The following is a 21,664-nucleotide window of genomic DNA, read 5'->3' on the forward strand; positions in this document are numbered from 1 at the left end:
CTTCGGCACAGCGACATCCTTCCAGCCCGCCCACAGGGCAAGCCATCTTAGATGTCACCTATCGGTGCAGCAGACCCTTGCGCGCCACGAAGCCTCGCCCAAGCGTCAAACTCGCTAGGGATCCACTCGACGAGCACCACCACGCTCCGATCCAGGCGCTGGATCTTCTCCATAACCTTGTAGGTCGGGCACCAGGCAAGGACCACGCCGCCATCTTGTGGGTGGCCGCTCCGCTCGGTCACGATGTCGAGCTTGGCGAGTTCGGGGTGGTGAGTCGCCGAGTTCTTGTCGGGCGCTACGACCGTCAGATGGGCGCTGCGCTCGCGCGCTACAGCAAGGCCGAGCCGCTTGCCAGGCTGGATCGTGTCCGTTTCGGTGCCACGCGGCACGTAGATGTAGCGATGCCTGAGCACCTCTTCCAGCTGGCCCGACACAGCAGCTCCCTCCAGGTCGTTCTGCTCAGGGAGGCTAGACGGCACCTCCGACAGTTCCAGCACAGCCCCGAACAGGCCCGGAAACCGTCACCGAGCAGCCGCCTGGCGGCTGACTCGCATCCGCACGCTGACTTCGCCGCCAGGGTTGGCGAGGCCGCCGGCGTCGACACCGCCGTCCGCGCGGTCGCCGACCTGGCACCGCTGATCGGGGCGGCCGGGATCCAGCGGGCCCACCCGATCGCCAAGGCCCGCGCCGACCTGACCGGGCTGCTGTACGCCGACGGCATCCACGACAGCCTCTACCGCTCCGGTGGCTGCACGCTTCTGACCGGACCGGTCGCCGAGGTGGCAGCGATCCGACCCGGCACCGCAGCCGCCGACCGCTACGACGAGGCAGCGAGAACAGCAAGGCAGCGCGCACCCTCATGACGAAGGGTGCGCGTCGCCGGCGCATGTCAGTGCGTGTGAAAGCCGTCCTCCAGGTCGAACATCGTGCCCTCGGCCTTGGCGCACAGCGCGGCGATCACCCGGCGGGCCAGCAGCGCCGACATCCGTTCCCGAATCTGATCCTGAACGCACCACGCCCAGCTGCGCAGCTCGTCCGGCGGCAGCTGGATATCAGCGGTGCCCAGCTCGTCGAGGGCGCCACCGTCGTAGACGAACATGACACCCTCGGTGCGTTCCGGTCGGGGCGGCACCCAGTCGGTCACCAGCAGCCGGCCGGGGACCATCGACTTGCCCAACTCCTCCTTGACCTCACGGACCGCCGCCCGCCAGGGCGACTCGTCGGCATCGACTCACCCACCGACGAGCTCCCAGTAGTCGTTGTAGATGGGCTCAACCAGCAGAGCCCGCCCGGCAGCGTCGGTGAGCAGAACCGCGGCGCCCATGGGCTCGGTGGAAGCGTCGCAGCTCTGGCAGAATCTCGTCACAACTTCGGGACAGTTCCGGCTAGGTTCCGCTGCTGCTCCGTCGGCGGCACGACGAGCGGCATCGACTTGATGATCTTCGCGTTGATGCTCGGTTTGACGCCCGGCAGCGTTCTCGCCACGATCCACTCCCGGACGCCGGGATGGGTGAGGTACCAGGCCAGATACTCTGCTCGAATTCCTTCCTTCGCGCGGACTCGGATGCACGTATTGCCGACCAGCCAGCCGCTGTGCTGGTCATCTGCGACTGCGGTTCTGCTGGTCTTGCCGACTCGTACCAGCAGCACGTCACCCGCATGGATGCGATACCGCCGGTCGAGTCCGGCGGCGGTGGCACTGCTCACGGTGAATTTCGGAGCGGTGGCGATCTCGTCGTTACGGACGTTGGTGGCGGTGACGACTGGGACACCTCCGGCGGCCTTCTTCGAAGGGGGAAGGGTTTCGCCGCTCACTCCCGGTTGCACCTCGCAAAAGTCGCCGAGGGGGCGGTTCTGCCAGTCGTCCGGCACGAGGCCGAGCAACGTGTCCATGGTGCCGTCGGTTCGCGGCAGCGGCCGGGCACGAGGCCGGCCTGCGTCGACCTGTAGGACGTAGTCGTTGTCGCGTAGTTCGGGGATGCTGACGCTGACGGCGTCGACACCCGCCCGCGCCGGCGTGAGCACTTCGCCGTTCTGCCAATTCCGGTAGACGCCGACGATCGTCTCGATACCGTCTCCAGTCAGCGCCCAGTGGGTCTTCTCGGTCCTTCGGGTGGCGGCGCTGGCGTCGATCAGCAGGACGTCACTTTGTGCGTCGTCTGGATGACCCAGCATCCAGATGCTGACTGCTGTCTTCGCCTCCCGGAACATATGCTCCCGGAGCTGGATTACGCACCTGATGACGCCCGCCTCGACCATCGCCGCTCGGACGTTCTGGTCTCTGGTGCTGCTTGCCTCGGTGGCGCTGGCCGGCATGATGACAGCGGCCCGGCCGCCAGGGGCGAGCGACAGGGCGGCGGCTTGCAGCCAGGCAAGGCCGGTGTTGTGGTGGTTCGGCTTGCCGTACGGCCATGACTGCGCGTCGTCCGCCGGCTGCCATTGCTCGCGGCTGAACGGCGGATTGAGCAGGATGGTGTCGAACTGTTCGGGTTCGGCGACGACTGTCGATAGCCCGGCCGCGGTGTCGTCGCTGATGGCGGCTCGGTAGCCGTGCACGGCGAGGTTCATGGTGGCGATGTGCCGGGTTCGTTTGGTGGCGGCGCGGCCGCTGACGACCGCCAACTCGGTGCTGGCACGCGACATGTGCTCGGCGGCGGCGACGAGCAGACCGGCGGTGCCGCAGCACGGGTCGTGTACGCGGCTCCCGGGCCGGGGATCGACCAGCCGCACCATCAGCTGCGCGATCTCGGTGGGCACAAGGTACTGGTCGAGCGTCTTGTGTCGCGCTTTGGCGAACCGGTCGAGCAGGTGGTCGAAGATCAGGTGCGGCGGTTGCCGCCGCTCGGACAGTACGGCGTCGATCTCGGTTACGGCATTCCTCCACCAGGGGTCCTTGAACGTGGTGCGGATGCGTGCCGTGAAGTATGCCGCGGCGGTCGTGGCCCGGGCGTGCTTCGCGTGGACGAGGGTGAGGACCAGCCGCTCGAACAGCCACGCATCGCTGCTGCGAAGCATTAGACCCTCGAGTGGCGCCGACCATTGCGCGTCAATCAGAATCGCCGAATTGGTCCGATGCCGCGTGTCATGGCCGTGGATCGCCTTGCGGAACCGGTCCCCGTAGGTCGTCCCGTGCTGCCGGTCGAACCACTCCGCTACGAGGGCCGTCGGATAGGTGTGCGTTCTTCCGGTGCTGCTCGGGCGGGGAAAGTCGGCGTACCGCCTAATCCAGTTGCTGACGGCCTGCTCCGTGACGCAGACCGCAGCGGCGATCTGCGACCTGGTCACCGTGTCTGGCGGGACAGGCGTCACCGGCCTTGCCCGTCCTTGCCCTGGGGGTTCCGCCAGGCGCCAATCAGCCGCGCCAGGCGACGGGTCCGCTGCTCATCGACAATCACCCAAGCGGCGAACGCCTCCACGGCCATGAAGAAAGCCATGGTCAAGTACAGAATCTCCGGCTCACTCAACACTTCGGCCAGCCTCAGGATCATGCGGTTCCTCCGGTGTGGTCGGTCACTGCATCCGACGATAGGTATCCCGCTCCCCGCGATCATCCGCGTACTCCGATCGTTTCTAGATCATTTTTGAGGCAGCGCTGCGATACCTCCCGACGGTCGGGCTGATGGCTCCGGGATGCTCACTACATCAATGGCCAGTCGTCAACTGACCTGACCCGATATCGGAGGGATTGGCGCAAATTGTTGTGCTGGTTGAGCACGTAGCGGTCGAGCAATCGGTGGGCGCGACGATGTGGCTCGCATCGCAGTGGGGAAGGTGGCCAGGGCCTCCACCATTTTGCGCCACCGTGGTTGACGATGGCGAACACCCGGTGGTGCTGGCGAACCGACCCGGAACGGCGACCACATCGGTCCGCAGACCCCATCCGGCAGGCTGGAGCCGATCATTCCGCCCAACGCAGACAGACTGCCCGACAGTTCGACAGCGACCCGGCGGTGGTCACGGTCGCGTCTCCCGACGATTGGGAGGCGGTCGAAGGCGGCGTGCAGCAGCGGGTTGCGATCGGCCGCGCCGCGGAACTGCTGCAACGCGGTGCCCAGCTCCCAGGTCTGGCGTTCATCGCCAGCCCGCACGATCTCCTGCAGGATCGAGGAGGCCGACTGGTGCTGCCCGATGCTGATCAACTGCTCGATGTCGCGCAGCGGCGCCACTACGGTCGGTAGCGCCGGGGTGGGCAGGAATGTCCGGCCGAGACTGTTGGCGACGTACCATGGGTCGAGCGTCGCGACCATGCCAATGAACGGCCGGTCGGTCGGAATCTCCGCGAACTCGGGCGCACCAGCCTGGATCTTGTCGAGGGTCCGGCCGAGTTGGTCGAACGCCTCACCCAAAGTCTTGACGTAGGCCTCTTGCACCGTGGCGTCGGCGGCGCGGGCTGCCAGCGGGGAGCGCGTCGCCTTGGTCTCGACCAGCAGCACCAGGTCGTTGAACACCACGAACCAATCTGTACTCGCTGCCTGCTGTCTGCGCTCCCGATACATGATCTCCGGATACACCCGAGCGTCCGGGAGGGTCGCGAACTGCCGTCCGACGTAGTCCTCATGCAGATAACCCAGCTCACGCGTGAACGACATCCCCCATCGGGCGATTCCTACGTAGTAGAGCTCCAGTGGCGTCAGGCGCCGCGGAATGAGGTGGCGGACCGGCGCGATGAGCCGGCCGTCCGAGAGCCGCACGAACGGCCGTGAGGTCAGCGGATTGAAGGCGTAGCGGTCGAGGTGCGGCAACGGTGTTCGCTGCTCAGCCGAAGTGTTCTCCTGGCGGAACTCCTCCATGGTCTGCCCGAAGACCGAACGGATGACACCCAGGATCTCGTCCCGCGGCAAGCACAGCGAGCAGCTCGGTGAACTGCGGCTGATCGAGCCAGGCCGGATCGAAGAAGCCGCTGTTGCGTTCCGCCGAGGTGGCGAGCATGACCACGATCTCCGTCGCGGTGACCGTCGGGGCACCGAGAAGCTGAGCAATCGCCTCCGGCGGGATCACCTTCAGCCGCCTGCTGCCGGCGTAGTCGTCAAAGAACACCACCGGACGCGCGAGCTCGGCCAGACCGTGCTCCTGGTACGGGAACTGTTCGTAGAGGGTGCGCGCCATGATCGCGAAGGCCGAGTTTAGGTGGGAGTGATCGAGCTCCTCCGGAACGAGGTTCCCATGCATCCAGCATGCCGTCACAATGTCCCGCTCCTGCGGCACGCTCCGCCGGTGCGAGTTGCCATGCAGGATGGACGCCTTCGCGACGGCGGCCAGCGCCCATGGCGGTGTCTCCATAAAAATCCGCGCACCGGGATCCTCAGGGGACAGCCGCAACGGCACCCGCAGCGATCGCCGCGCGAGTGCCTGCAGCAAGGCCTCTTGATTAAAACGCCGCACGAACGAACTAAACTGCTGGTACGAGAACTCGGAGACAGAACTCTGAGTCACCAGACCAGAATCACATGCCCGACAAGCTGTTTAGCTGGAGGCGCTGTTGCGTTGGTGGACCGGTGGGCACGCCGAGCCGCGCCAGCGGGCACTGGCCAGAAGGGTTCTACCGCTTGGTCGGGGGCTACGAGGCACTGTCTACCGTGGTTCATTGCTCACTGTTGGAGCATAACGAACAACGCCTAGTAGTGCTTTGTTAGGTCGGCGTGTCGTGGGGTCATCGGAGCGGTCTGAATAGTTCGATGTTGCGGTGAACCCTGACGAGTTTTCGGCTGTGCGGCAACGGCTTGAGGCGTTCGCCGTGGATGTGTTCACCCCGATGGTGCGCTCGGATCAGCGGGCCAAGGGTGAGACGTATCTGCGAGGGCTGCTGCTGGACGGTCGGCGTAAGAACTCCTAACGAAATGATGTTGGGCGTGTCCTCGGGACGTGAGGATCGTTCTGTCTGAACGTGAGGAGGGGTGAGCAGCCGCCGTGGATCGTCTCGGACGAACTGTGGGCCGAGATCGCACCGCTGCTGCCACCCCGTCCACCCCGGCGGCACCGCTACCCGGGACGCAAGCCTCTCGACGATCGCAAGGTGTTGTGCGGGATCCTGTTCGTGCTCTACACCGCGATCCCGTGGGAGTACCTGCCCCAAGAGCTCGGGTTCGGCTCGGGCATGACCTGCTGGCGCAGGTTGCGGGACTGGAACGACGCCGGCGTGTGGCAACGACTGCATGAGGTGCTGCTCGGCAGACTGCGTGCCGCCGGGCAGTTGGACATGTCCCGGGCGGTGATCGACGGCTCCCACGTCCGGGCGCTCAAGGGCGGCCCAAAACCGGTCCGAGCCCGGTCGACCGCCGCAAGCCAGGCTCGAAACACCACGTCATCACCGACGCGGGCGGCATCCCCCTCGCCGCGAGCCTGACCCGCGGCAACCGCCACGACGTCACCCAACTGCTGCCCCTGGTCGACAAGGTCCCACGGATCAAGGGCATCCGGGGCAGGCCACGGCAACGTCCCGACCGGATCTACGCCGACCGGGGCTACGACTTCGACTGCTACCGCCGGGAGCTACGCACGCGCGGCATCGCACCCGTCATCGCCCGACGTGGAGTCGGCCACGGCTCCGGCCTGGGCACCCGCCGCTGGGTCGTGGAGCAGACCATCGCCCTGCTGCACTGGTTCCGCCGCCTCCGGATCCGCTGGGAGATCCGCGACGACATCCACGAAGCGTTCCTCACCCTCGCCTGCGCCATCGTCTGCTGGCGCCGACTCCAACGCTCAAAGAGTTAGGAGTTCTAAGACGAAGCCAGACGCCGAGTCGGGCGCAGGACGCCACAAGAGACCGAACAACGGTCGATGGGAAAGTGGAGCTGAGCAGCTCTTATGCACGTCCGCTGAGCTTCAGCAGGCGATCACAGCGGCACGCACGTGCGACCGGCGCAGGACGCCTGGAAAGAGAGAAGCCGCAGGTCATCAGCCTGCGGACACAAACGGAGCGTCGGGTTAGGAAACCGTTGCTCTATCCCCTGAGCTACGAGGGCGCGAGCGCCTAGTCTAGCGACCTGAGGTTCGCCTGGGGTGGCAGGGAGTGGCCCACGTTCACCCACGTCACCCGGACCCCTCTTCTCCCAGCCCAGCGACCGGCTGCGGTGAACCGCACGGGCTGCGGGACCAGTTGTCGGCGCGCGGGGGCACCGCCATCGACGAAGTGACCACACGCACTGCGGGGCACTGCCTAACGGTTGAGGTAGGCGGCCAGGCCGCCGAGCTCCTCACTGGCGATGAATACCGACCGTACGTGGAGGATCGCCTCCTCGACGTGGGCGGGACAGCCCCACGCCGAGTCGCCCCACGAATCAGCAATCTTGATCTCGGCCACCTCCGCGCACCCCTGGGCGCCGCCGAGCTGGCAGCGTTCGGGGTGCGGCGTGGTGACCTGGGCGGCAGCGGCGGCACGCATCCGGGCGGCGAGTTCCGCGGCAGCGGCGGCGCGCTGCTCGGCCTCGGCGCGAAGTTCCCGCTCCGCGCGTACCGCTTTGGTCAGCTCGTCATGGGCGGCCTTGGCGCGCGCCTCGGCGGCCGTCTTCGCCTCTTCGATGTGGTGGCGTTCGATGGCCAGGGCGGCGGTGCCGGCGAAGACCCGGGTGAGGGCGAGGTCGGTGTCCTGCGGCACGCGCGGGGTGCGGTGGTACATGGCGAAGGTGCCCAGCAGGCTGCCGTCGCGGGCCAGGATCGGCGTGGACCAGCAGGCAGCCAGCCCTGCCCGCTCGGCCAGGCTGCGGAACTCCACCCAGAACGGGTCGGTGGCGATGTCGGTGACGATGACCGGTTCCCGCCGGTGGGCGGCGGTGCCGCAGGACCCGACGCCTTCGCCGGTGGCGATCCCGTCGATGGCCTGGTTGTAGAAGTCGGGCAGGCTGGGCGCGGCGCCGTGGCGTAGGTGCCGGCCGTCAGGATCGGCGAGCAGGACGGAGACGAGCACCTCCCGGGGCGCGAGGTTCTCGATGCAGCGGGCCATTCCGTCGAGCACCTCGGTCAGGGGCGCCTGGCGGGCGATCTGCTCCAGCAGGGCACGGTGTTCGGCCATCAGCCGCTGGGCGTGCATGACCTGCGTGGTCTCCACGCCGATCACGCGTATCCCGGTCACGGTGCCGTCGGCGTCCCGGCGCGGCTCGTAGGTGAAGTCGAAGAACGCCTCTCGCGCGTGCGGACCGACGCCAAGCACGACCCGGGCGTCCCGGCCGGTGTAGGGCTCGCCCGTGCGGTAGACCTCGTCCAGGAGAGCGATGAACCCCTGACCGGCGAGTTCGGGCATCAGCTCGGCGATCGCGACCCCGGTACGCGCCCGTTCTTGACCGATCGCGGCGAAGAACGCCGGGTTCGCCGTCTCCACCAGGTGCGCCGGCCCGGCGAGCGCCGCGAAGACAGCGATGGACTGCCCGAACAGGGCTCGCACATCCTCCTGAGCCGCTTGCCCGGCAACCGCCGGATCCGCAGCGATGGCCCGGTGCCGTGGTACCGCCGTCATGTGTGCCTTCCCCTCACCCGTGCATCACGTCGAACGAGTGGTGGTTCGCCAACGGTGAGGCCGCAAGGATACGGGCAAGGCGGCGCGGCCGCCGTGCGGTACGGCCGGCGTGACGACCCGGCTGGCGCAGCGGCGTGGGACGACGCTGGGCCGCCGGGGCGCGACGAGCGCCCCGGCGGCCTGTCTTGTCAGCGGATCGTCAGCCGTTGTTGTCGATGAGGCTGGCGATCTGGTTGTAGATCAGGTGGGCCTTTGCGCCCTGGTTCGACGGGCAGCCGCCGAGGTGGTGCAGGGCGATGACCCGGTGGCTGGAGTTCAGCACGGGCGAGCCCGAGTTGCCGCCGGAGGTGTCGCAGCTGTAGCTGATGTTCCAGCTGTTGTAGTTCGCGTTCTTGACGGTGCACGTCGCGCCGTTCTGGGTGTCCTCGAAGATCGAGAGACGCTTCGGGCTGCCGTCGCCGTGGCCCGGGATGTACATCCGGGTGCCGGTGGTGGTGGCGGTCGTCGCCAGGTACAGCGTGCCGAAGCTCTGGATGCTGGTGAAGTTGTTCACCGAGTACAGGGTGTAGTCCAGCTCGCTGGACCCGCCGCTGCTCACCTTGTAGAGCGTCGCCCCGCTCACCTTGGTGCCGGCGCCGGGGTTGTTGCCGCCGCAGGTGGCGCACTGGTAGTTGAACTGCATCTCGCTGCCGCTGACGGCGGACTGCGTGGAGAAGCAGTGCTTGTTGGTCAGCATGCGGTTGGTGTTGCCGACCCGCCAGGTGGTGCACATGCCGCCGCCGCTGATCAGCAGCCGCGCCACGGCCCTGCCGCGGGCGTACTCCGTGGGGTGGCTGTTCTGGTAGCAGACCACGTCGCGGCGGGCGTCGGTGCTGCACACCGACTGCGTGGAGAAGTTGTGCTGCGCGATCTCGGTGCGGTCGTAGCCGCGCCAGAACCGGTCGATGGTCGCGACGTTGCCGCGGGAGGCGCGGCTGCTGTGCAGCGTCACCACCGCCGTGTCGCCGTCGACCGACATCGCCCAGAAGCCCGGCTGCCCGTCCGTCGTGTAGTCCGAGCCGGTCGCCCGGTTCAGGTACCGGTCGTACCGGTAGCTCTCGCGGCCGTCGGGGCTCGACACCGTGACGTAGTCGCCGTGGGCGAGCCGCAGCGCGCTGAAGTGCACCTTGACGTACGACGCGCCGGGGTGCCGGATGACCTGGGTTCGCCCGTCGCTGGCGGAGGAGAGCGCGCCGTCGACGGTACGGAGCTCACCGACCGTGGTGACGCCCTCCGCCTGGAACTGCTCCGACTCGGGCGCCCGCTGGGACTGCGGCGCGACGGGCTGAACCGCGTACGCCTCCGCGGCGGGTACCGACATGACGCTCAGCCCGAGCGTGCAGGCGCCGAGTGCGACCGCCGCCGTTCGCAGGCGGCGTAGGGCAAGTTTCATCGTCGCTCCCTCCGAGAGACCAGCACTGGACGTGCTTCCCGTCTTCATACACGAGGAGGAGCAGACATGTAAATATGTCGATGCCTTCCCACGATGCTGGACATGGCGGGACGACGCCTCCGCCCACGACGGGCGGACCCGGCGGAGGAACGCCGCCGCCGGTCAGGACCGGCCGGAGCTGATCCGGTCGAGGTGGGGCGCGAGCTCGTCGGTGATCAGCAGGTCGCGGCGGATCTCGTCGTGCGGGTAGCCGGCCCGGCCCACCATGTGCGCCGCGACGGGCGCGGTGGCGAGCTGAAAGGCGCCGACGAGGACGAGGGTGGTGATGTCCACGCCGGTACGCAGCCGCAGCGCGCAGCCGAGCAGGACGAGCAGCAGGCCGAGCACCTGCGGCTTGGCCGCCGCGTGCATCCGGGCCAGCAGGTCGGGGAAGCGCAGCAGCGCCGCCCCGGCGGCGACGCAGAGCAGCGCGCCGGCGATCAGGCAGACCGAGGCGGTGACGTCGAGGACGGCGTCGAGCGTCACTTGTCGTTCCTCCGGGCGGCGAAGCGGGCGACGCTGACCGAGCCGACGAACCCGAGGATGGCGAGCACGACCAGTACGGGCAGCGCGGTGGCGTCGCGGCTGTAGGCGGCCTCGGTGGCGATGGCGGCGACGACGACGGCGAGCAGAACGTCGGTGGCGACGGCGCGGTCGAGGATGGACGGTCCGCGGATGATGCGGACGAGGGTCAGGCCGACGGCCACGGCGAGCAGCGCGGCGACGGTCACGGCGACGACGGTCATCTGGGTGCCCCTTCCAGGTGGGCCGGCTCCGGCGGGCCGGCGGGGTGGGGTTGCGTGACGCGGCTCAGCTCCTCGGGCGAGCCGATGGCGGCGACGATCCGTCCTTCGAGGTCCAGTACGCCCTGCCGGAACCGCTCCACCTCCTCGCGGCTGCGTACGCCGATGACGTGCACGTAGAGGGTGCCGGTCGCCCGGTCGGCCTCGATGATGAGGCTGCCCGGCACCAGCGACAGCGCCTCGGCGGTCAGCGTGAGGTTGAGGTCGGTGTTGACCCGCAGCGGCACGGCGATGATCGCGCTGAGCGGGGGCTGCCCGAACCGCACCGCGAGCCAGGCGATCTGGGCGGAGGCGACCACGAGGTCCCGCAGGAAACGCACCCAGAACCGCGCGAGCGGAAGGGGGCGGATCCGCCCGGCGAAGGTCACCGGCGGCAGCGGGAACACCGCCAGCAGCACGACGGAGAGCACCAGCCCGCTGATCACGTTGGCCCAGGAGAGGGTGCCCCACAGCAGCACCCAGACGCTGGTCAGCCCCGTCACGGCGACGATCCGGTTGCGCCGGCGGGCCTTGCGGGTCAGCGGCGGGTTCGCCGGTGGGGTGGGGGTGGTCGGAGTGGTCGGAGTCGTCCGGTCACTGGTCACGGGGCACCGTCCGGGAACACGGCCTCGACGTACGGGGTCCTGCGCAGCAGGTCGTCGGCGGCGTCGGTGCTGATGTCGAACAGCGGCCCGGCCACCGCGGTAAGCGCCAGGCCCAGCACCACCAGGGCGGCGGTCGACCCGATCATCAGCCGGGGCAGCACGACGCCCGACGCCTCGGGCCCGGGTGCCCGGCGCGGCTGCTCGGCGCCGTCGGTACGGGCGGCCCGGACGGCGTCGCCGGCGTCCGGCATGTCCGGGTGCGGGGCCCGCCAGAAGGCGAGGTTCCACACGCGGGCGATGGCGTAGAGGGTCAGCAGGCTGGTGAGCAGCCCGCCGGCGACGAGCGTCCACGCCAGCGCGCCGCCGTCGTCCACGCCGGCCTGCACGAGGCCGAGTTTGCCGAGGAAGCCGGAGAACGGCGGGATGCCGGCGAGGTTGAGCGCGGGCACGAAGAACAACACGGCCAGCAGCGGTGACAGCCGGGCCAGCCCGCCGAGCCGGTCCAGGGCGGTGCTCCCGCCCCGCCGTTCGACCAGGCCGGCGGCGAGGAACAGCGTGGTCTGGATGGTGATGTGGTGCACCACGTAGAAGATCGCCGCGGACAGCCCGAGGGAGGTGCTCAGGCCGACGCCGAAGAGCATGTAGCCGATGTGGCTGATGAGGGTGAACGACAGCAGCCGTTTGACGTCGGACTGGGCGACCGCGCCGAGGATGCCCACCACCATCGTCAGCGCCGCCACCACCAGCAGCAGGTCGGCGGTGCGGCCGCCGGGGAACAGCAGCGTCTCGGTGCGGATGATCGCGTACACGCCGACCTTGGTGAGCAGGCCGGCGAAGACCGCCGTGACGGGGGCCGGGGCGGTCGGGTAGCTGTCCGGCAACCAGGCCGAGAGCGGGAAGACCGCCGCCTTGATGCCGAAGGCGAGCAGCAGCATCCCCTGCAACACCAGCCGCAGGTCGTCCGGCAGCGCGTCCAGCCGGTCGACGAGCTGGGCCAGGTTGAGCGTGCCGGTCGCGGCGTAGACCAGGCCGATCGCGACCAGGAAGATCAGCGACGACAGCAGGCTGACCACGACGTACGTGGTGCCGGCCCGGATCCGGGTCTCCGTGCTGCCCAGGGTCAGCAGCACGTAGCTGGCCACCAGCAGGATCTCGAAGCCGACGTAGAGGTTGAACAGGTCACCGGAGAGGAACGCGTTGCACACGCCGGCGGTCAGCACGAGGTAGGTCGGGTGGTAGACCGACAGCGGGGTCTCCTCGTTGCCGTCGGCCGTGCCCTGCCCGATCGAGTAGACCAGCACACAGAGGGTGACGGCGGCGGAGACGACGAGCATCAGCGCGGCGAGCTGGTCGGCGACCAGGACGATGCCCAGCGGGGCGACCCAGCCGCCGACCTCGACGACCAGCGGCCCGTCGACGGACGAACGGAACAGCAGCGTCGCCGCCACGGCGACGGTGGCGGTGAGCACGGTGAGGCTGACCCAGCGCTGGGCGCGGGGGCGGCCGACGAGCAGCAGCGTCAGGGCCGCGCCGAGCAGCGGCATCACCACCGGCAGGGGTACGAGCCAGGTCATCGGCCCCTCCCCGCGTCCCCGGCCGGGCTGGCCGTGGCGTCGTCGGCGGGCACGGTGGCCAGGGCCGGGCCGCCGTCCCCGTCCCCGTCCCCGTCCGCGCCGTCGGTGTCGGCGGTGCCCGGCCCCTCGTCCCGGTCGGCCAGCTCCATGATGCGGCGGTCCTCGACGTCGTCCTGCACCTCGTCGTGCCCGTTGAGGTGCCAGCTCCGGTACGCCAGGGCGAGCAGGAACGCGGTCATGCCGAGGGTGATGACGATCGCGGTCAGCACCATGGCCTGCGGCAACGGGTCGCTCATGTCCTCCTCGGCGGTGGTGCCGACGATCGGCGGCCCGCCGGCCTTGCCGCCGGTGAGCAGCAGGAGGTTGGCGCCGTTGCCGAGCAGGATGACGCCCATCAGCACCCGGGTGAGGCTGCGTTCCAGCAGCAGCGTCACCCCGGCGGCGAAGAGGACGCCGACCACGAGGACGTAGGTCAGGTTCGGACTCACACCAGCTCCTTCGCCCGGTCGTCGGTCTGTTCGGTCTCGCGTTGGTCGGTCTCCTGCTGGCGGTCCATCTCCGCGCCCAGGCTGCGCAGGATGTCCAGGACCAGGCCGACCACGATGAGGTAGACGCCGACGTCGAAGAAGACCGACGTGACGAAGTGGACATGGCCGAGGACCGGCACGTGCAGGTCCAGCAGGGCGCTCTGGAGGAACTCCCCGCCCAGCAGCATCGCGGCGACGCCCGTGCCGACCGCGACGAACAGCCCGGCGCCGAGCACCGCGCCGGCGTCCACCGGGGCGGCCCCGTTGAGTTCCGTACGCCCGCCCGCCAGGTAGCGCACGGCCAGCGCGAGCCCGGCGACCAGTCCGGCGGCGAAGCCGCCGCCGGGGGCGTTGTGCCCGGAGAAGAGCAGGTATATCGAGAAGAGCACGATGGCGTGGAACAGCAGTCGGGTGACGACCTGGAGGATGACCGACTGCTGACGGGTGGTGGCGCCGGTGGTCAGCCAGCGGGGCCGCGACGACTCGGCGCGGCCGACGCCGGGGATGCCCCGGCGCAGGTCGAGGTCGCGGGAGTGACGGAAGATGAGGCTGGCCACGCCGGTGGCGGCCACCACGAGCACGGCGATCTCGCCCATGGTGTCCCACGCCCGGATGTCCACCAGCGTCACGTTGACGATGTTCTTGCCGCCGCCGTAGGAGACCGCCTCGTCGGGGAAGTCGACGGAGATCGGGGTGGCGGTCCGCGCGCCCGCCGCCACGTACGCCATGCCGGCGGTGACCACGCCCACGGCGACGCCGAGCGCGACGCGCCCGCGCCGGCTGGACCGGATGGGCCGCTCGGAGAACTTGGCGGGGAGGTGGCGCAGGACCAGCACGAACATGACGATCGTGACGGTCTCCACCAGGAACTGGGTCAGGGCCAGGTCCGGGGCGCCGTGCAGGATGAACATCAGCGCGGTGCCGTAGCCGGCGACGCCGACGAGGATCATCGCGGTCAGTCGGCGCCGGGCGCGGGCGGCGGCCACGGCGGCCACGATCACCACCGCTGCGGCGACGGCCTGCAACGGGGTGTCCCACAGCTCGAACCGCTGCGGCCAGGGCATCCCGGCCAGCAGCGCCCCACCCGGCAAGGTGATCATCACCAGCAGGATGACGCCGAGGTAGAACGGCAGGGAGCCGCGCTGGGTGGCGCCGGTCAGCTCCACCGCCAGCCGGTCCACGCCGCCGATGAGCCGGTGGTAGACCGCCGCCCCGTCGAAGGGCAGCCGGACCGCCGCGCCCAGTCGCCCCCGGTGCCGCAGGACGAACAGCCCCACGCCGCCGGCGACCGCCAGCGCCGACAGGCCCAGCGCCAGGGTCGGCCCGTGCCACAGCGCGAGGTGGTAGCCGGGCTCGGCGCTCGGGTACTGGTCCGCGTACGGGGCGAGGACCTTGTCGACGGCGGGCGCGAGGAGCCCCACCGCCAGGCCGGCGACGGCGAGCACGACGGCCGGCGCGAGGAAGGTCCACCGGACGGGCCGCGCCTGGGTGACGGGCACGTCGCCTTTGGTGGCGAACGCGCCCCAGACGAAGCGCAGGGTGTACGCCACGGTCAGCGCCGAGCCGAGCACCACGCCGGCGAGCACCACCAGGTCGGCGGTGCCGCCGTGCAGGAACGCCTCGACTGCCGCCTCCTTCGCCACGAACCCGGCCAGCGGCGGGAGGCCGGCCATGGAGGCCGCCGCGAGGCCGGCGACCGCCGCCAGGGCCGGCGCCCGCCGCCCCAGGCCGCTGAGTTCGCGCAGGTCGCGGGTGCCGGCGACGTGGTCGACGATCCCCACGACAAGGAACAGGGTGGACTTGAACAGCGCGTGGGCCAGCACCATCGCCACGCCGGCCAGCGCGGTGTCGCGGGTGCCCGCGCCGAGGATCACCATCAGCAGGCCGAGCTGGCTGACCGTGCCGTAGGCCAGCAGCAGCTTGAGGTCGGCCTGCCGCAGCGCCGCCCAGCCGCCGAGGAACACGGTGATCAGGCCGCCGGCGAGCAGCACCGGCCGCCAGGGCGAGACCCCCGCCACGGCGGGCCCCATCAGCGCGACGAGGAACACGCCGGCCTTGACCATCGCCGCCGCGTGCAGGTACGCGCTGACCGGGGTGGGCGCGGCCATCGCGCCGGGCAGCCAGAAGCTGAAGGGGAAGATCGCCGACTTGCTCAGCGCGCCGAGCAGGATCAGCACCAGGGCCACGGCCAGGTAGCCGCCGCCGGGCAGGTCGGTGGCGATCTCGGACCAGCGGTACGTGCCGGCGTGCTGGCCGAGCATGACGAACCCGGCGAGCATCGCCAGGCCGCCCAGGGTGGTCACCAGCAGCGCCTGCATGGCGGCGCGCCGGCTGGCCCGTTTGGTGGGGTCGCTGCCGATCAGCAGGTAGGACAGGACGGTCGTCAGTTCCCAGAACACGTACAGCAGCAGCAGGTCGTCGGAGACCACCAGGCCGAGCATCGCGCCGGCGAAGGCGACGAAGACCGCCGCGAAGCGGCCCAGGCCGGGGTCGTCGGAGCGGAAGTAACGGGCGCTGTAGGCGAGCACCAGCGCCCCGACGCCGCCGACGAGCACCACCATCAGCCACGCCAGGGTGCCCATCCGCAGGGCGACCTCCAGGCCGAGCTGGGGAACCCAGGTGACCGTCTCGACGACCGGGGTGCCGGAGCGGACCGTCGCGGTCCGGGTGAGCGCCCAGACCAGGGTCGCTGCGGGGGCCAGGGCCACCAGGTAGAGGGCTCGTCGCCCCCAGATACGTATCAGTCCCGGGGCGATCACGGCTGCGAGTGCGTGGACCGCCACCAGAACCAGCACATATCCTCCCAGGACCCGACAACCGGTTAGCCAACCCTAACCGGTAAGGGGCGTTACTGCCTACTGCCGATACAGGTCCGGTCGCCTGGCCACGCCGCGCGGACGGCACGACGGCGGCTCGTCGACGCCTGGCGGGAGGTCGCGGCGGCCGTCGTGGCGGTCCGGCGCCCGCGACCACGGTCCGCGCGAGCCGCACGGCTGCGCCCCTGCCGCCCGAGCGGCCCGACTGACCATGGCCGCCGGCCCAGGCCGCCGGGCGGCGACGCCGGCAGCGGGCGACGGTTGACCGCCCCGGCCGGTTACGGCGGTGCCGCAATCAGCGCTGCCAGCGCACCACGCCGCCGACCACGGTGAGCGCCACCGTCAGGTCGCGCAGCTCCGCCGGCTCCACCTGGTACGGGGCGGTGGGCAGCGCGATGAAGTCCGCGAGCATCCCCGGGGTGAGCCGCCCCTTCAGGTGCTCCTCGTAGGAGGCGTACGCGCCGGCCTCGGTGAAGCAGCGCAGCGCCGTGTCGAGATCCACCCGCTCGTGCGGGTCCACGCCGCCGGGCGGGGTGCCGTCGGGCTGCTGCCGGGTCACCGCGGCGTGGATGCCGAAGAACGGATCCGGGTCCTCCACCGGGGCGTCCGAGCCGAACGCCACCGTCGCGCCGGCGTCCAGCAGGCTCCGCCAGGCGTACGAGGCGAGGTCCCGGCCGGCGAGCATCCGGCTGGTCAGGGGGATGTCGCTGGTGCAGTGGGTGGGTTGCATCGAGGCGATCACGCCCAGCCGGGCGAGCAGCGACACGTCCGCCGGGCGCAGGTGCTGGGTGTGTTCGATCCGGTGCCGCAGCCGCCGTACCGCCCCGGCGACGCCCGGGTTGGCGCCCGCCGACTCCTGCCAGCGGGCGTACGCACGCAGCACCATCTCGTTCGCCGCGTCGCCGATGGCGTGCGCCGCGACGGCGATGCCCGCGCCGGCCGCCTTCGCCACCAGCCGCTCGAACTCCTCGGCCGGGGTGACCGCGATGCCGTGGTTGTGCGGCTCACCCTCGTACGGCTCGGTCATCAGGCAGGTGTGCGAGCCGAGCGCCCCGTCGGTGAAGATCTTGACCGGGCCGGTGCTCAGCCACCGGTCCCCGTCGCCGGTGGCCCAGCCCCGGTCGATCACCTCGTCCAAGGCGGTCGACGGGATCGTCTTGTGCACCCGCAGCGGCAGCTCGCCCCGGGCGTACAGGGTCTCGTAGGCGGCCCGGCAGTCCTGCCCGTCGAGGTCGTGGATGCTCGTGAGGCCGGCGGCGAGCAGCCGGGGCAGGTGGGTACGCAGCTGCGCCACCAGGTCGCCGGCGAGCGCGGAGCGCATGACGTCGTACGCCGCGTCCCCGGCCGCCTCCCGCAGGATGCCGGTCGGCTCGCCGCGGTCGTCGCGGACGATCTGCCCGCCGATGGGATCGGGGGTGTCGGCGTCGATGCCGAGCCGCCGGAGGGCGGCGGTGTTGACCCAGGTGGTGTGCCCGTCGATGCTGGGCAGCACGGCGGGCCGGTCCGGGCAGACGCGGTCCAGGTCGGTCCGGGTCGGCTGCACCGGCCGGTCCCACTTGTGGCTGTCCCAGCGCCCGCCGAGCAGCCAGGCGTCGGGCGCCAGGGTGGCGGCGTGCCGGGCGATGCGCGTCAGCGCCTCGTCGAGGCTGGTCGTGCCGCGCAGGTCGACCTGCTCCAGGCCGCGCACGTAGAGCGCCGAGTGCAGGTGACTGTCGATCAGCCCGGGCAGCACGGTCATGCCGGCGAGGTCGACCCGGCGTGCGCCGGCGCCGGCGCGGTCGCGGCACTCGTCGAGGTCCCCGACGGCGACGATGCGCTCACCGCGTACCAGCATCGCCTCGGCGTGCGGACGGGCGGGGTCGAGCGTGTGGATCCGGGCGTTCTCGAAAACCGTACCGGTCATGGGCTGCCTGCTTCGACGGTCGGGCGGGGCCGTCCATGCTAGACAGCCTCCGGCCCCGGGCCCAGGGGCACCCGGGGCGCGCGGTGGCCGGAACAGGCCCGCCGGGGGCCGCTTGCGGTACGCTGCCGGGCAGTCACTACTACGACCTGTCGTGGTTGTCGTCGGGCATCCCCTCCGGCGGCCCGACACGGAGGTGCCGGATGGCTGACGACGCGGAACTGACCGCGTGGGCGCTGGCCGCCGGCCGGGGTGACCGCAGCGCCGCCACCTGCCTCGTCCAGGCGACGCAGCAGCAGGTCCGGCGCTTCCTCGCCGCGCTGGTCTCGCCCCGCGAGGCCGACGACCTGACCCAGGAGACCTTCCTGCGGGCGGTGCGGTCGTTGCCGTCGTACGCCGGACGCTCCTCGACGCGGACGTGGCTGCTCGCCATCGCCCGCCGGGTCGCGGCGGACCACGTCCGCACCCTGACCTCCCGGCCGCGCACGGTGCCGATGCCGGACGGCTACGACGCCCCCGACCCGGCGCACAGCGGCTTCGACCGGCAGGTCGTGCTCGAACGCCTCGTCGCGGCGCTGCCCAGGGACCGGCGGGAGGCGTTCGTCGCGACCCAGGTGCTCGGCCTGTCGTACGCCGAGGCGGCGGAGGTGTGCGGCTGCCCGGTGGGCACCATCCGCTCCCGGGTGGCCCGGGCCCGCGAGGATCTGGTCGCCGCCGTGCGCAGCTGGTCCGAGCCGGACGCGCGCCGTGGCGGCGACGCCACCGGCTGAGCCGCGTTCCCCGCGCTGACCTGCGGGAAGAGCATGGTCCACGAAACTGCGCGGGAACCAACCGCGCCCGCGGGCCGACTACCGGTACATGGGGTGTGAGCAGTGGCGTGAGGTGCTGTCGGCGCAGTTGGACGGGGAGGAGACCGCCGCCGAGCGGACGGCGGTGGCGGACCACCTGGCCGGCTGCGACGGTTGCCGGCGCTGGTACGACCAGGCCACGGCGGTGAGCCGCCGGGCGCGGCTCTCGGTCGCCGTCGCCGGTGACGACCTCACCGACGCCATCCTCGCCGCGCTGCCCCCGCCGCCCCCGCGCCGGCGGCGGGTGCGGTTCGTGTTCACCCTGCGGGCGGTCCTGGGTCTGGTCGGGGCGCTGCAGCTCGTGCTGGGCCTGGCGCAGATCGGGCGCGGCACGGCGCACGCGCACGCGCACGCGACGGCCGGCGGGTTGATGTCGGGGCACCTGTGGCACGAGTCGGCGGCGTGGAACGTCGCCGTGGGCGCCGGCTTCCTGTTCGTCGCGGCCCGGCGCACCCCGCCGACGGGGCTGGTGCCGATGCTGAGCGCCTTCGTCGGCGTACTGGCGTTGCTGTCGGTCAACGACCTGCTGGCCGGGTGGGTGGACACCACCCGGCTGGTCAGCCACGGCTTCGTGCTCGCGGGCTACCTCATCGTCGTGGCCCTGTCCCGCCCTGGGCTGCGCCCCGACGGCCCGGTCCGGCGCGGCCGTCCGGACGAACCCCGCTGGAGCCTGCCCGCCGACGAACTCACGGAGTCGCCGGGGCTGCGGCTGCTCCCGTCGCCGCATCCCGGCTCCGCGCGCGTCTCCGATCGCCGCGCCGCCTGAACCGGTCCGCGGAACGGGAGCACCCGTCCGGGTCGGAACTTCCCCGCCCCGCCGGCCGACCAACCGGACGTCGTACGACCAAGCGAAGGGACCTGCCCGATGCGCCCGACCCTGTCCATTGGCCCGCGCCGCCGCGCGACCGCGCTCCTCGCCACCGCCGCCCTGCTGGCCGGCGGGGCGGCCGGCTGCGGGTCGTCGGACGGCTCCCCGTCCGCCGCGCCGAGCCCGTCGGTGTCGCTCGACGGCGGGGCGTCGGCGAGCGCCCCGGCGGGGGTGCTCGGCGTCCGGGACCCGTGGGTCAAGGCCGCCGACGCGGGGATGACCGCCGCGTTCGGCACGCTGGTCAACGACGGCGACACCGACGTGACCGTCACGGGCGCCAGCACCGACGTGTCGCCGATGGAGCTGCACGAGATGGCCATGCGGGACGGGCGGATGGTGATGCGGGCCAAGCAGGGCGGCATCGTGGTCAGGGCGAGGAGCTCGCACGCGCTGGAGCCCGGCGGCGACCACCTGATGCTGATGGACCTGCGGCAGCCGGTGCGCGCCGGCGACCAGGTGAGCTTCACGCTGACGTTCGCCGACGGCCGCACCCAGACGTTCACGGCGGTGGCCAAGCCGTTCACCGGCGCGCAGGAGAGCTACGCCCCCGGTCACGGCGCCCCGGGGGCGAGCGCGGGCCCGGCGTCGTGACGGGTCCGTCGACCGCGCGGCCGGTGAGCAGACGCGGCCTGCTCACCGGCGGGGCCCTGGCCGCCGGCGGGTCCCTCGCCGTCGCCGCCGCGCTCACCGCCGCCCGTTCCGGCGGGCCGGGGGTACGGACGGCGGAGCCGGTCGCGGCGGCCCGGATCGGCGACGCGGTCGAGCCGTTCCACGGTCCCCGGCAGGCCGGCGTCGCCACCGAGCCGCAGGCGTACGCGGCGTTCGTCGCGTTCACCCTGCGGCCGGGCACCGACCGCTCGGCGCTGGGGCGGATGCTGCGCCTGCTCACCGACGACGCCGCCCGCCTCACCCGGGGCCGCCCCGCCCTCGCCGACACCGAGCCCGAACTCGGGTTGCTGCCCGCCCGGCTGACCGTCACGTTCGGCTTCGGTCCCGGCCTGTACGCCGCCGCCGGGCTCGACGAGCGCCGGCCGGCGTCCGTGGCCGCCCTGCCGTCGTTCCGCGTCGACCGGCTCCAGCCCCGCTGGTCCGGCGGCGACCTGCTGCTCCAGATCTGCGCCGACGACCCGCTCACCGTCGCCCACGCCCAGCGGGTCCTGGTCAAGGACAGCCGGCCCTTCGCGACCGTGCGGTGGATGCAGCAGGGCTTCCGGCGCGGCGCCGGTGTCGAACCGGGCGGGCGTACCCAGCGCAACCTGTTCGGTCAGCTCGACGGCACCGCCAACCCGAGGCCGGGCGGCCCGCTGGAGACCGCCGTGTGGGTGCCCGACGGGCCGGCGTGGCTGCGCGACGGCACCACCCTGGTCGTCCGCCGGATCAGCATGAACCTGGAGACCTGGGACCTGCTCGGCCGCACCGACCGGGAACTGGCCGTCGGCCGCCGCCTCGACACCGGCGCCCCGCTCACCGGCGCCGCCGAGCACGACGTGCCCGACTTCGCCGCCACCGGCCCCGACGGCCTGACCGTCATCCCCGACTTCTCCCACCTCACCCGCGCCCACGTCGGCGACGACCGGCTGAAGATCCTGCGCCGCCCCTACAACTACGACGGGGTACCCACCGCCGAGGGGCACGCCGACAGCGGCCTGATCTTCGCCTCGTACCAGGCCGACGTCGCCCGCCAGTTCCTTCCCATCCAGCGGCGTCTCGCCGAGCGGGACCTGCTCAACGAGTGGACCACCCCGATCGGCTCCGCCGTCTTCGCCGTACCGCCCGGCTGCCCCGAGGGCGGCTGGATCGGCCAACAACTGCTCGGCTGACCAC

The 21,664-nt window shown here is 71.3% G+C and carries 20 protein-coding genes and 2 pseudogenes; 7 read left to right on the top strand and 15 right to left on the bottom strand.

What is annotated here, in order from left to right:
- Window positions 1–47: 47 nt before the first annotated feature.
- Window positions 48–434, bottom strand: a complete 387-nt coding sequence (locus tag AC5L34_RS27650) for a hypothetical protein (protein ID WP_494827641.1) — start codon at window positions 432–434, stop codon at window positions 48–50.
- Here AC5L34_RS27650 and AC5L34_RS27655 point away from each other — a divergent pair.
- Entirely contained in the window at window positions 402–863 is a 462-nt protein-coding gene (locus AC5L34_RS27655; protein ID WP_494827642.1) for a hypothetical protein, read from the top strand. The two genes, AC5L34_RS27650 and AC5L34_RS27655, sit on opposite strands and share 33 nt — an antisense overlap.
- A gap of 26 nt (window positions 864–889) precedes the next feature.
- Here the strand turns inward: AC5L34_RS27655 and AC5L34_RS27660 are convergent.
- The 5 genes and pseudogenes from AC5L34_RS27660 to AC5L34_RS27680 all read right to left on the bottom strand — a co-directional run.
- Window positions 890–1,219 (bottom strand): annotated as a pseudogene (locus AC5L34_RS27660) (NUDIX domain-containing protein); the annotation flags it as partial.
- 143 nt (window positions 1,220–1,362) lie between these two features.
- Complete coding sequence (locus AC5L34_RS27665; protein WP_494827644.1) at window positions 1,363–3,309, bottom strand: N-6 DNA methylase; 1,947 nt, start codon at window positions 3,307–3,309, stop codon at window positions 1,363–1,365.
- Window positions 3,306–3,488 (bottom strand): hypothetical protein, encoded by a 183-nt coding sequence (locus AC5L34_RS27670; RefSeq protein WP_357186040.1) that lies wholly within the window; start codon window positions 3,486–3,488, stop codon window positions 3,306–3,308. Before AC5L34_RS27670 ends, AC5L34_RS27665 begins: the two co-directional genes overlap by 4 nt.
- A gap of 168 nt (window positions 3,489–3,656) precedes the next feature.
- The gene (locus AC5L34_RS27675) at window positions 3,657–4,790 is read right to left on the bottom strand and encodes a hypothetical protein (protein ID WP_494827646.1); all 1,134 of its coding nucleotides are present in this window, start codon (window positions 4,788–4,790) and stop codon (window positions 3,657–3,659) included.
- Window positions 4,756–5,433, bottom strand: coding sequence for a hypothetical protein (locus tag AC5L34_RS27680; protein WP_494827648.1), 678 nt, complete (start codon window positions 5,431–5,433; stop codon window positions 4,756–4,758). The genes AC5L34_RS27675 and AC5L34_RS27680 overlap by 35 nt, the downstream gene beginning before the upstream one ends.
- Before the next feature lie 250 nt (window positions 5,434–5,683).
- Between AC5L34_RS27680 and AC5L34_RS27685 the strand changes: the two are divergent.
- Together AC5L34_RS27685 and AC5L34_RS27690 are read left to right on the top strand one after the other, a co-directional pair.
- Window positions 5,684–5,827 (top strand): annotated as a pseudogene (locus tag AC5L34_RS27685) (IS701 family transposase); the annotation flags it as partial.
- Window positions 5,828–5,911: 84 nt separating this feature from the next.
- Window positions 5,912–6,711 (top strand): IS5 family transposase gene (locus AC5L34_RS27690; protein ID WP_494827697.1). Its coding sequence is split into 2 segments (ribosomal slippage): window positions 5,912–6,248 and window positions 6,248–6,711, totalling 801 coding nucleotides; the frame shifts between segments, so codons are not numbered across the junction.
- 445 nt (window positions 6,712–7,156) lie between these two features.
- On the opposite strand, the gene AC5L34_RS27695 is transcribed toward AC5L34_RS27690, so the two are convergent.
- From AC5L34_RS27695 to AC5L34_RS27735, 9 genes are all read right to left on the bottom strand, one after another.
- Window positions 7,157–8,377: a GAF domain-containing protein gene (locus tag AC5L34_RS27695; protein ID WP_494827650.1), complete on the bottom strand. Its 1,221-nt coding sequence runs from the start codon at window positions 8,375–8,377 to the stop codon at window positions 7,157–7,159.
- Window positions 8,378–8,648: 271 nt separating this feature from the next.
- Entirely contained in the window at window positions 8,649–9,881 is a 1,233-nt protein-coding gene (locus AC5L34_RS27700; protein ID WP_441174562.1) for a trypsin-like serine peptidase, read from the bottom strand.
- 162 nt (window positions 9,882–10,043) lie between these two features.
- On the bottom strand, window positions 10,044–10,406 hold the full coding sequence (gene mnhG / locus AC5L34_RS27705) for a monovalent cation/H(+) antiporter subunit G (RefSeq protein ID WP_441174563.1): 363 nt from the start codon (window positions 10,404–10,406) through the stop codon (window positions 10,044–10,046).
- Window positions 10,403–10,666 carry a monovalent cation/H+ antiporter complex subunit F gene (locus AC5L34_RS27710; protein ID WP_089002241.1) on the bottom strand — a complete coding sequence of 88 codons (264 nt, stop codon included), beginning with the start codon at window positions 10,664–10,666 and terminating at the stop codon, window positions 10,403–10,405. Before AC5L34_RS27710 ends, mnhG begins: the two co-directional genes overlap by 4 nt.
- Window positions 10,663–11,307 (bottom strand): Na+/H+ antiporter subunit E, encoded by a 645-nt coding sequence (locus tag AC5L34_RS27715; RefSeq protein WP_441174564.1) that lies wholly within the window; start codon window positions 11,305–11,307, stop codon window positions 10,663–10,665. Before AC5L34_RS27715 ends, AC5L34_RS27710 begins: the two co-directional genes overlap by 4 nt.
- Entirely contained in the window at window positions 11,304–12,881 is a 1,578-nt protein-coding gene (locus AC5L34_RS27720; RefSeq protein ID WP_494827653.1) for a Na+/H+ antiporter subunit D, read from the bottom strand. The genes AC5L34_RS27715 and AC5L34_RS27720 overlap by 4 nt, the downstream gene beginning before the upstream one ends.
- The gene (locus AC5L34_RS27725) at window positions 12,878–13,369 is read right to left on the bottom strand and encodes a Na(+)/H(+) antiporter subunit C (protein ID WP_494827655.1); all 492 of its coding nucleotides are present in this window, start codon (window positions 13,367–13,369) and stop codon (window positions 12,878–12,880) included. Before AC5L34_RS27725 ends, AC5L34_RS27720 begins: the two co-directional genes overlap by 4 nt.
- Complete coding sequence (locus AC5L34_RS27730) at window positions 13,366–16,203, bottom strand: Na+/H+ antiporter subunit A (RefSeq protein ID WP_494827657.1); 2,838 nt, start codon at window positions 16,201–16,203, stop codon at window positions 13,366–13,368. The genes AC5L34_RS27725 and AC5L34_RS27730 overlap by 4 nt, the downstream gene beginning before the upstream one ends.
- Before the next feature lie 316 nt (window positions 16,204–16,519).
- Entirely contained in the window at window positions 16,520–18,127 is a 1,608-nt protein-coding gene (locus tag AC5L34_RS27735; protein WP_494827658.1) for an amidohydrolase, read from the bottom strand.
- A gap of 200 nt (window positions 18,128–18,327) precedes the next feature.
- Between AC5L34_RS27735 and AC5L34_RS27740 the strand changes: the two genes are divergently transcribed.
- The 4 genes from AC5L34_RS27740 to AC5L34_RS27755 all read left to right on the top strand — a co-directional run bounded on the left by AC5L34_RS27740 (window position 18,328) and on the right by AC5L34_RS27755 (window position 21,660).
- Window positions 18,328–18,894, top strand: coding sequence for a sigma-70 family RNA polymerase sigma factor (locus AC5L34_RS27740; protein WP_441174569.1), 567 nt, complete (start codon window positions 18,328–18,330; stop codon window positions 18,892–18,894).
- An 88-nt stretch (window positions 18,895–18,982) separates the two neighbouring features.
- Window positions 18,983–19,738 (top strand): zf-HC2 domain-containing protein, encoded by a 756-nt coding sequence (locus AC5L34_RS27745; RefSeq protein WP_441174571.1) that lies wholly within the window; start codon window positions 18,983–18,985, stop codon window positions 19,736–19,738.
- A gap of 99 nt (window positions 19,739–19,837) precedes the next feature.
- Window positions 19,838–20,431 carry a copper chaperone PCu(A)C gene (locus tag AC5L34_RS27750; RefSeq protein ID WP_441174572.1) on the top strand — a complete coding sequence of 198 codons (594 nt, stop codon included), beginning with the start codon at window positions 19,838–19,840 and terminating at the stop codon, window positions 20,429–20,431.
- A 23-nt stretch (window positions 20,432–20,454) separates the two neighbouring features.
- Window positions 20,455–21,660 carry a Dyp-type peroxidase gene (locus tag AC5L34_RS27755; RefSeq protein WP_494827660.1) on the top strand — a complete coding sequence of 402 codons (1,206 nt, stop codon included), beginning with the start codon at window positions 20,455–20,457 and terminating at the stop codon, window positions 21,658–21,660.
- Window positions 21,661–21,664 lie beyond the last annotated feature (4 nt).

The sequence above is a fragment of the Micromonospora sp. ZG13 genome, assembly GCF_059359355.1.

Excerpts from the sequence above, each read along its gene's own strand:
- AC5L34_RS27720 (WP_494827653.1), bottom strand. The coding sequence starts at position 12,881 with ATGACCTGGCTCGTACCCCTGCCGGTGGTGATGCCGCTGCTCGGCGCG.
- AC5L34_RS27655 (WP_494827642.1), top strand. The coding sequence starts at position 402 with ATGCCTGAGCACCTCTTCCAGCTGGCCCGACACAGCAGCTCCCTCCAG.
- AC5L34_RS27740 (WP_441174569.1), top strand. The coding sequence starts at position 18,328 with ATGGCTGACGACGCGGAACTGACCGCGTGGGCGCTGGCCGCCGGCCGG.
- AC5L34_RS27675 (WP_494827646.1), bottom strand. The coding sequence starts at position 4,790 with ATGGAGGAGTTCCGCCAGGAGAACACTTCGGCTGAGCAGCGAACACCG.
- AC5L34_RS27745 (WP_441174571.1), top strand. The coding sequence starts at position 18,983 with ATGGGGTGTGAGCAGTGGCGTGAGGTGCTGTCGGCGCAGTTGGACGGG.
- AC5L34_RS27670 (WP_357186040.1), bottom strand. The coding sequence starts at position 3,488 with ATGATCCTGAGGCTGGCCGAAGTGTTGAGTGAGCCGGAGATTCTGTAC.
- AC5L34_RS27750 (WP_441174572.1), top strand. The coding sequence starts at position 19,838 with ATGCGCCCGACCCTGTCCATTGGCCCGCGCCGCCGCGCGACCGCGCTC.
- AC5L34_RS27710 (WP_089002241.1), bottom strand. The coding sequence starts at position 10,666 with ATGACCGTCGTCGCCGTGACCGTCGCCGCGCTGCTCGCCGTGGCCGTC.
- AC5L34_RS27735 (WP_494827658.1), bottom strand. The coding sequence starts at position 18,127 with ATGACCGGTACGGTTTTCGAGAACGCCCGGATCCACACGCTCGACCCC.
- AC5L34_RS27700 (WP_441174562.1), bottom strand. The coding sequence starts at position 9,881 with ATGAAACTTGCCCTACGCCGCCTGCGAACGGCGGCGGTCGCACTCGGC.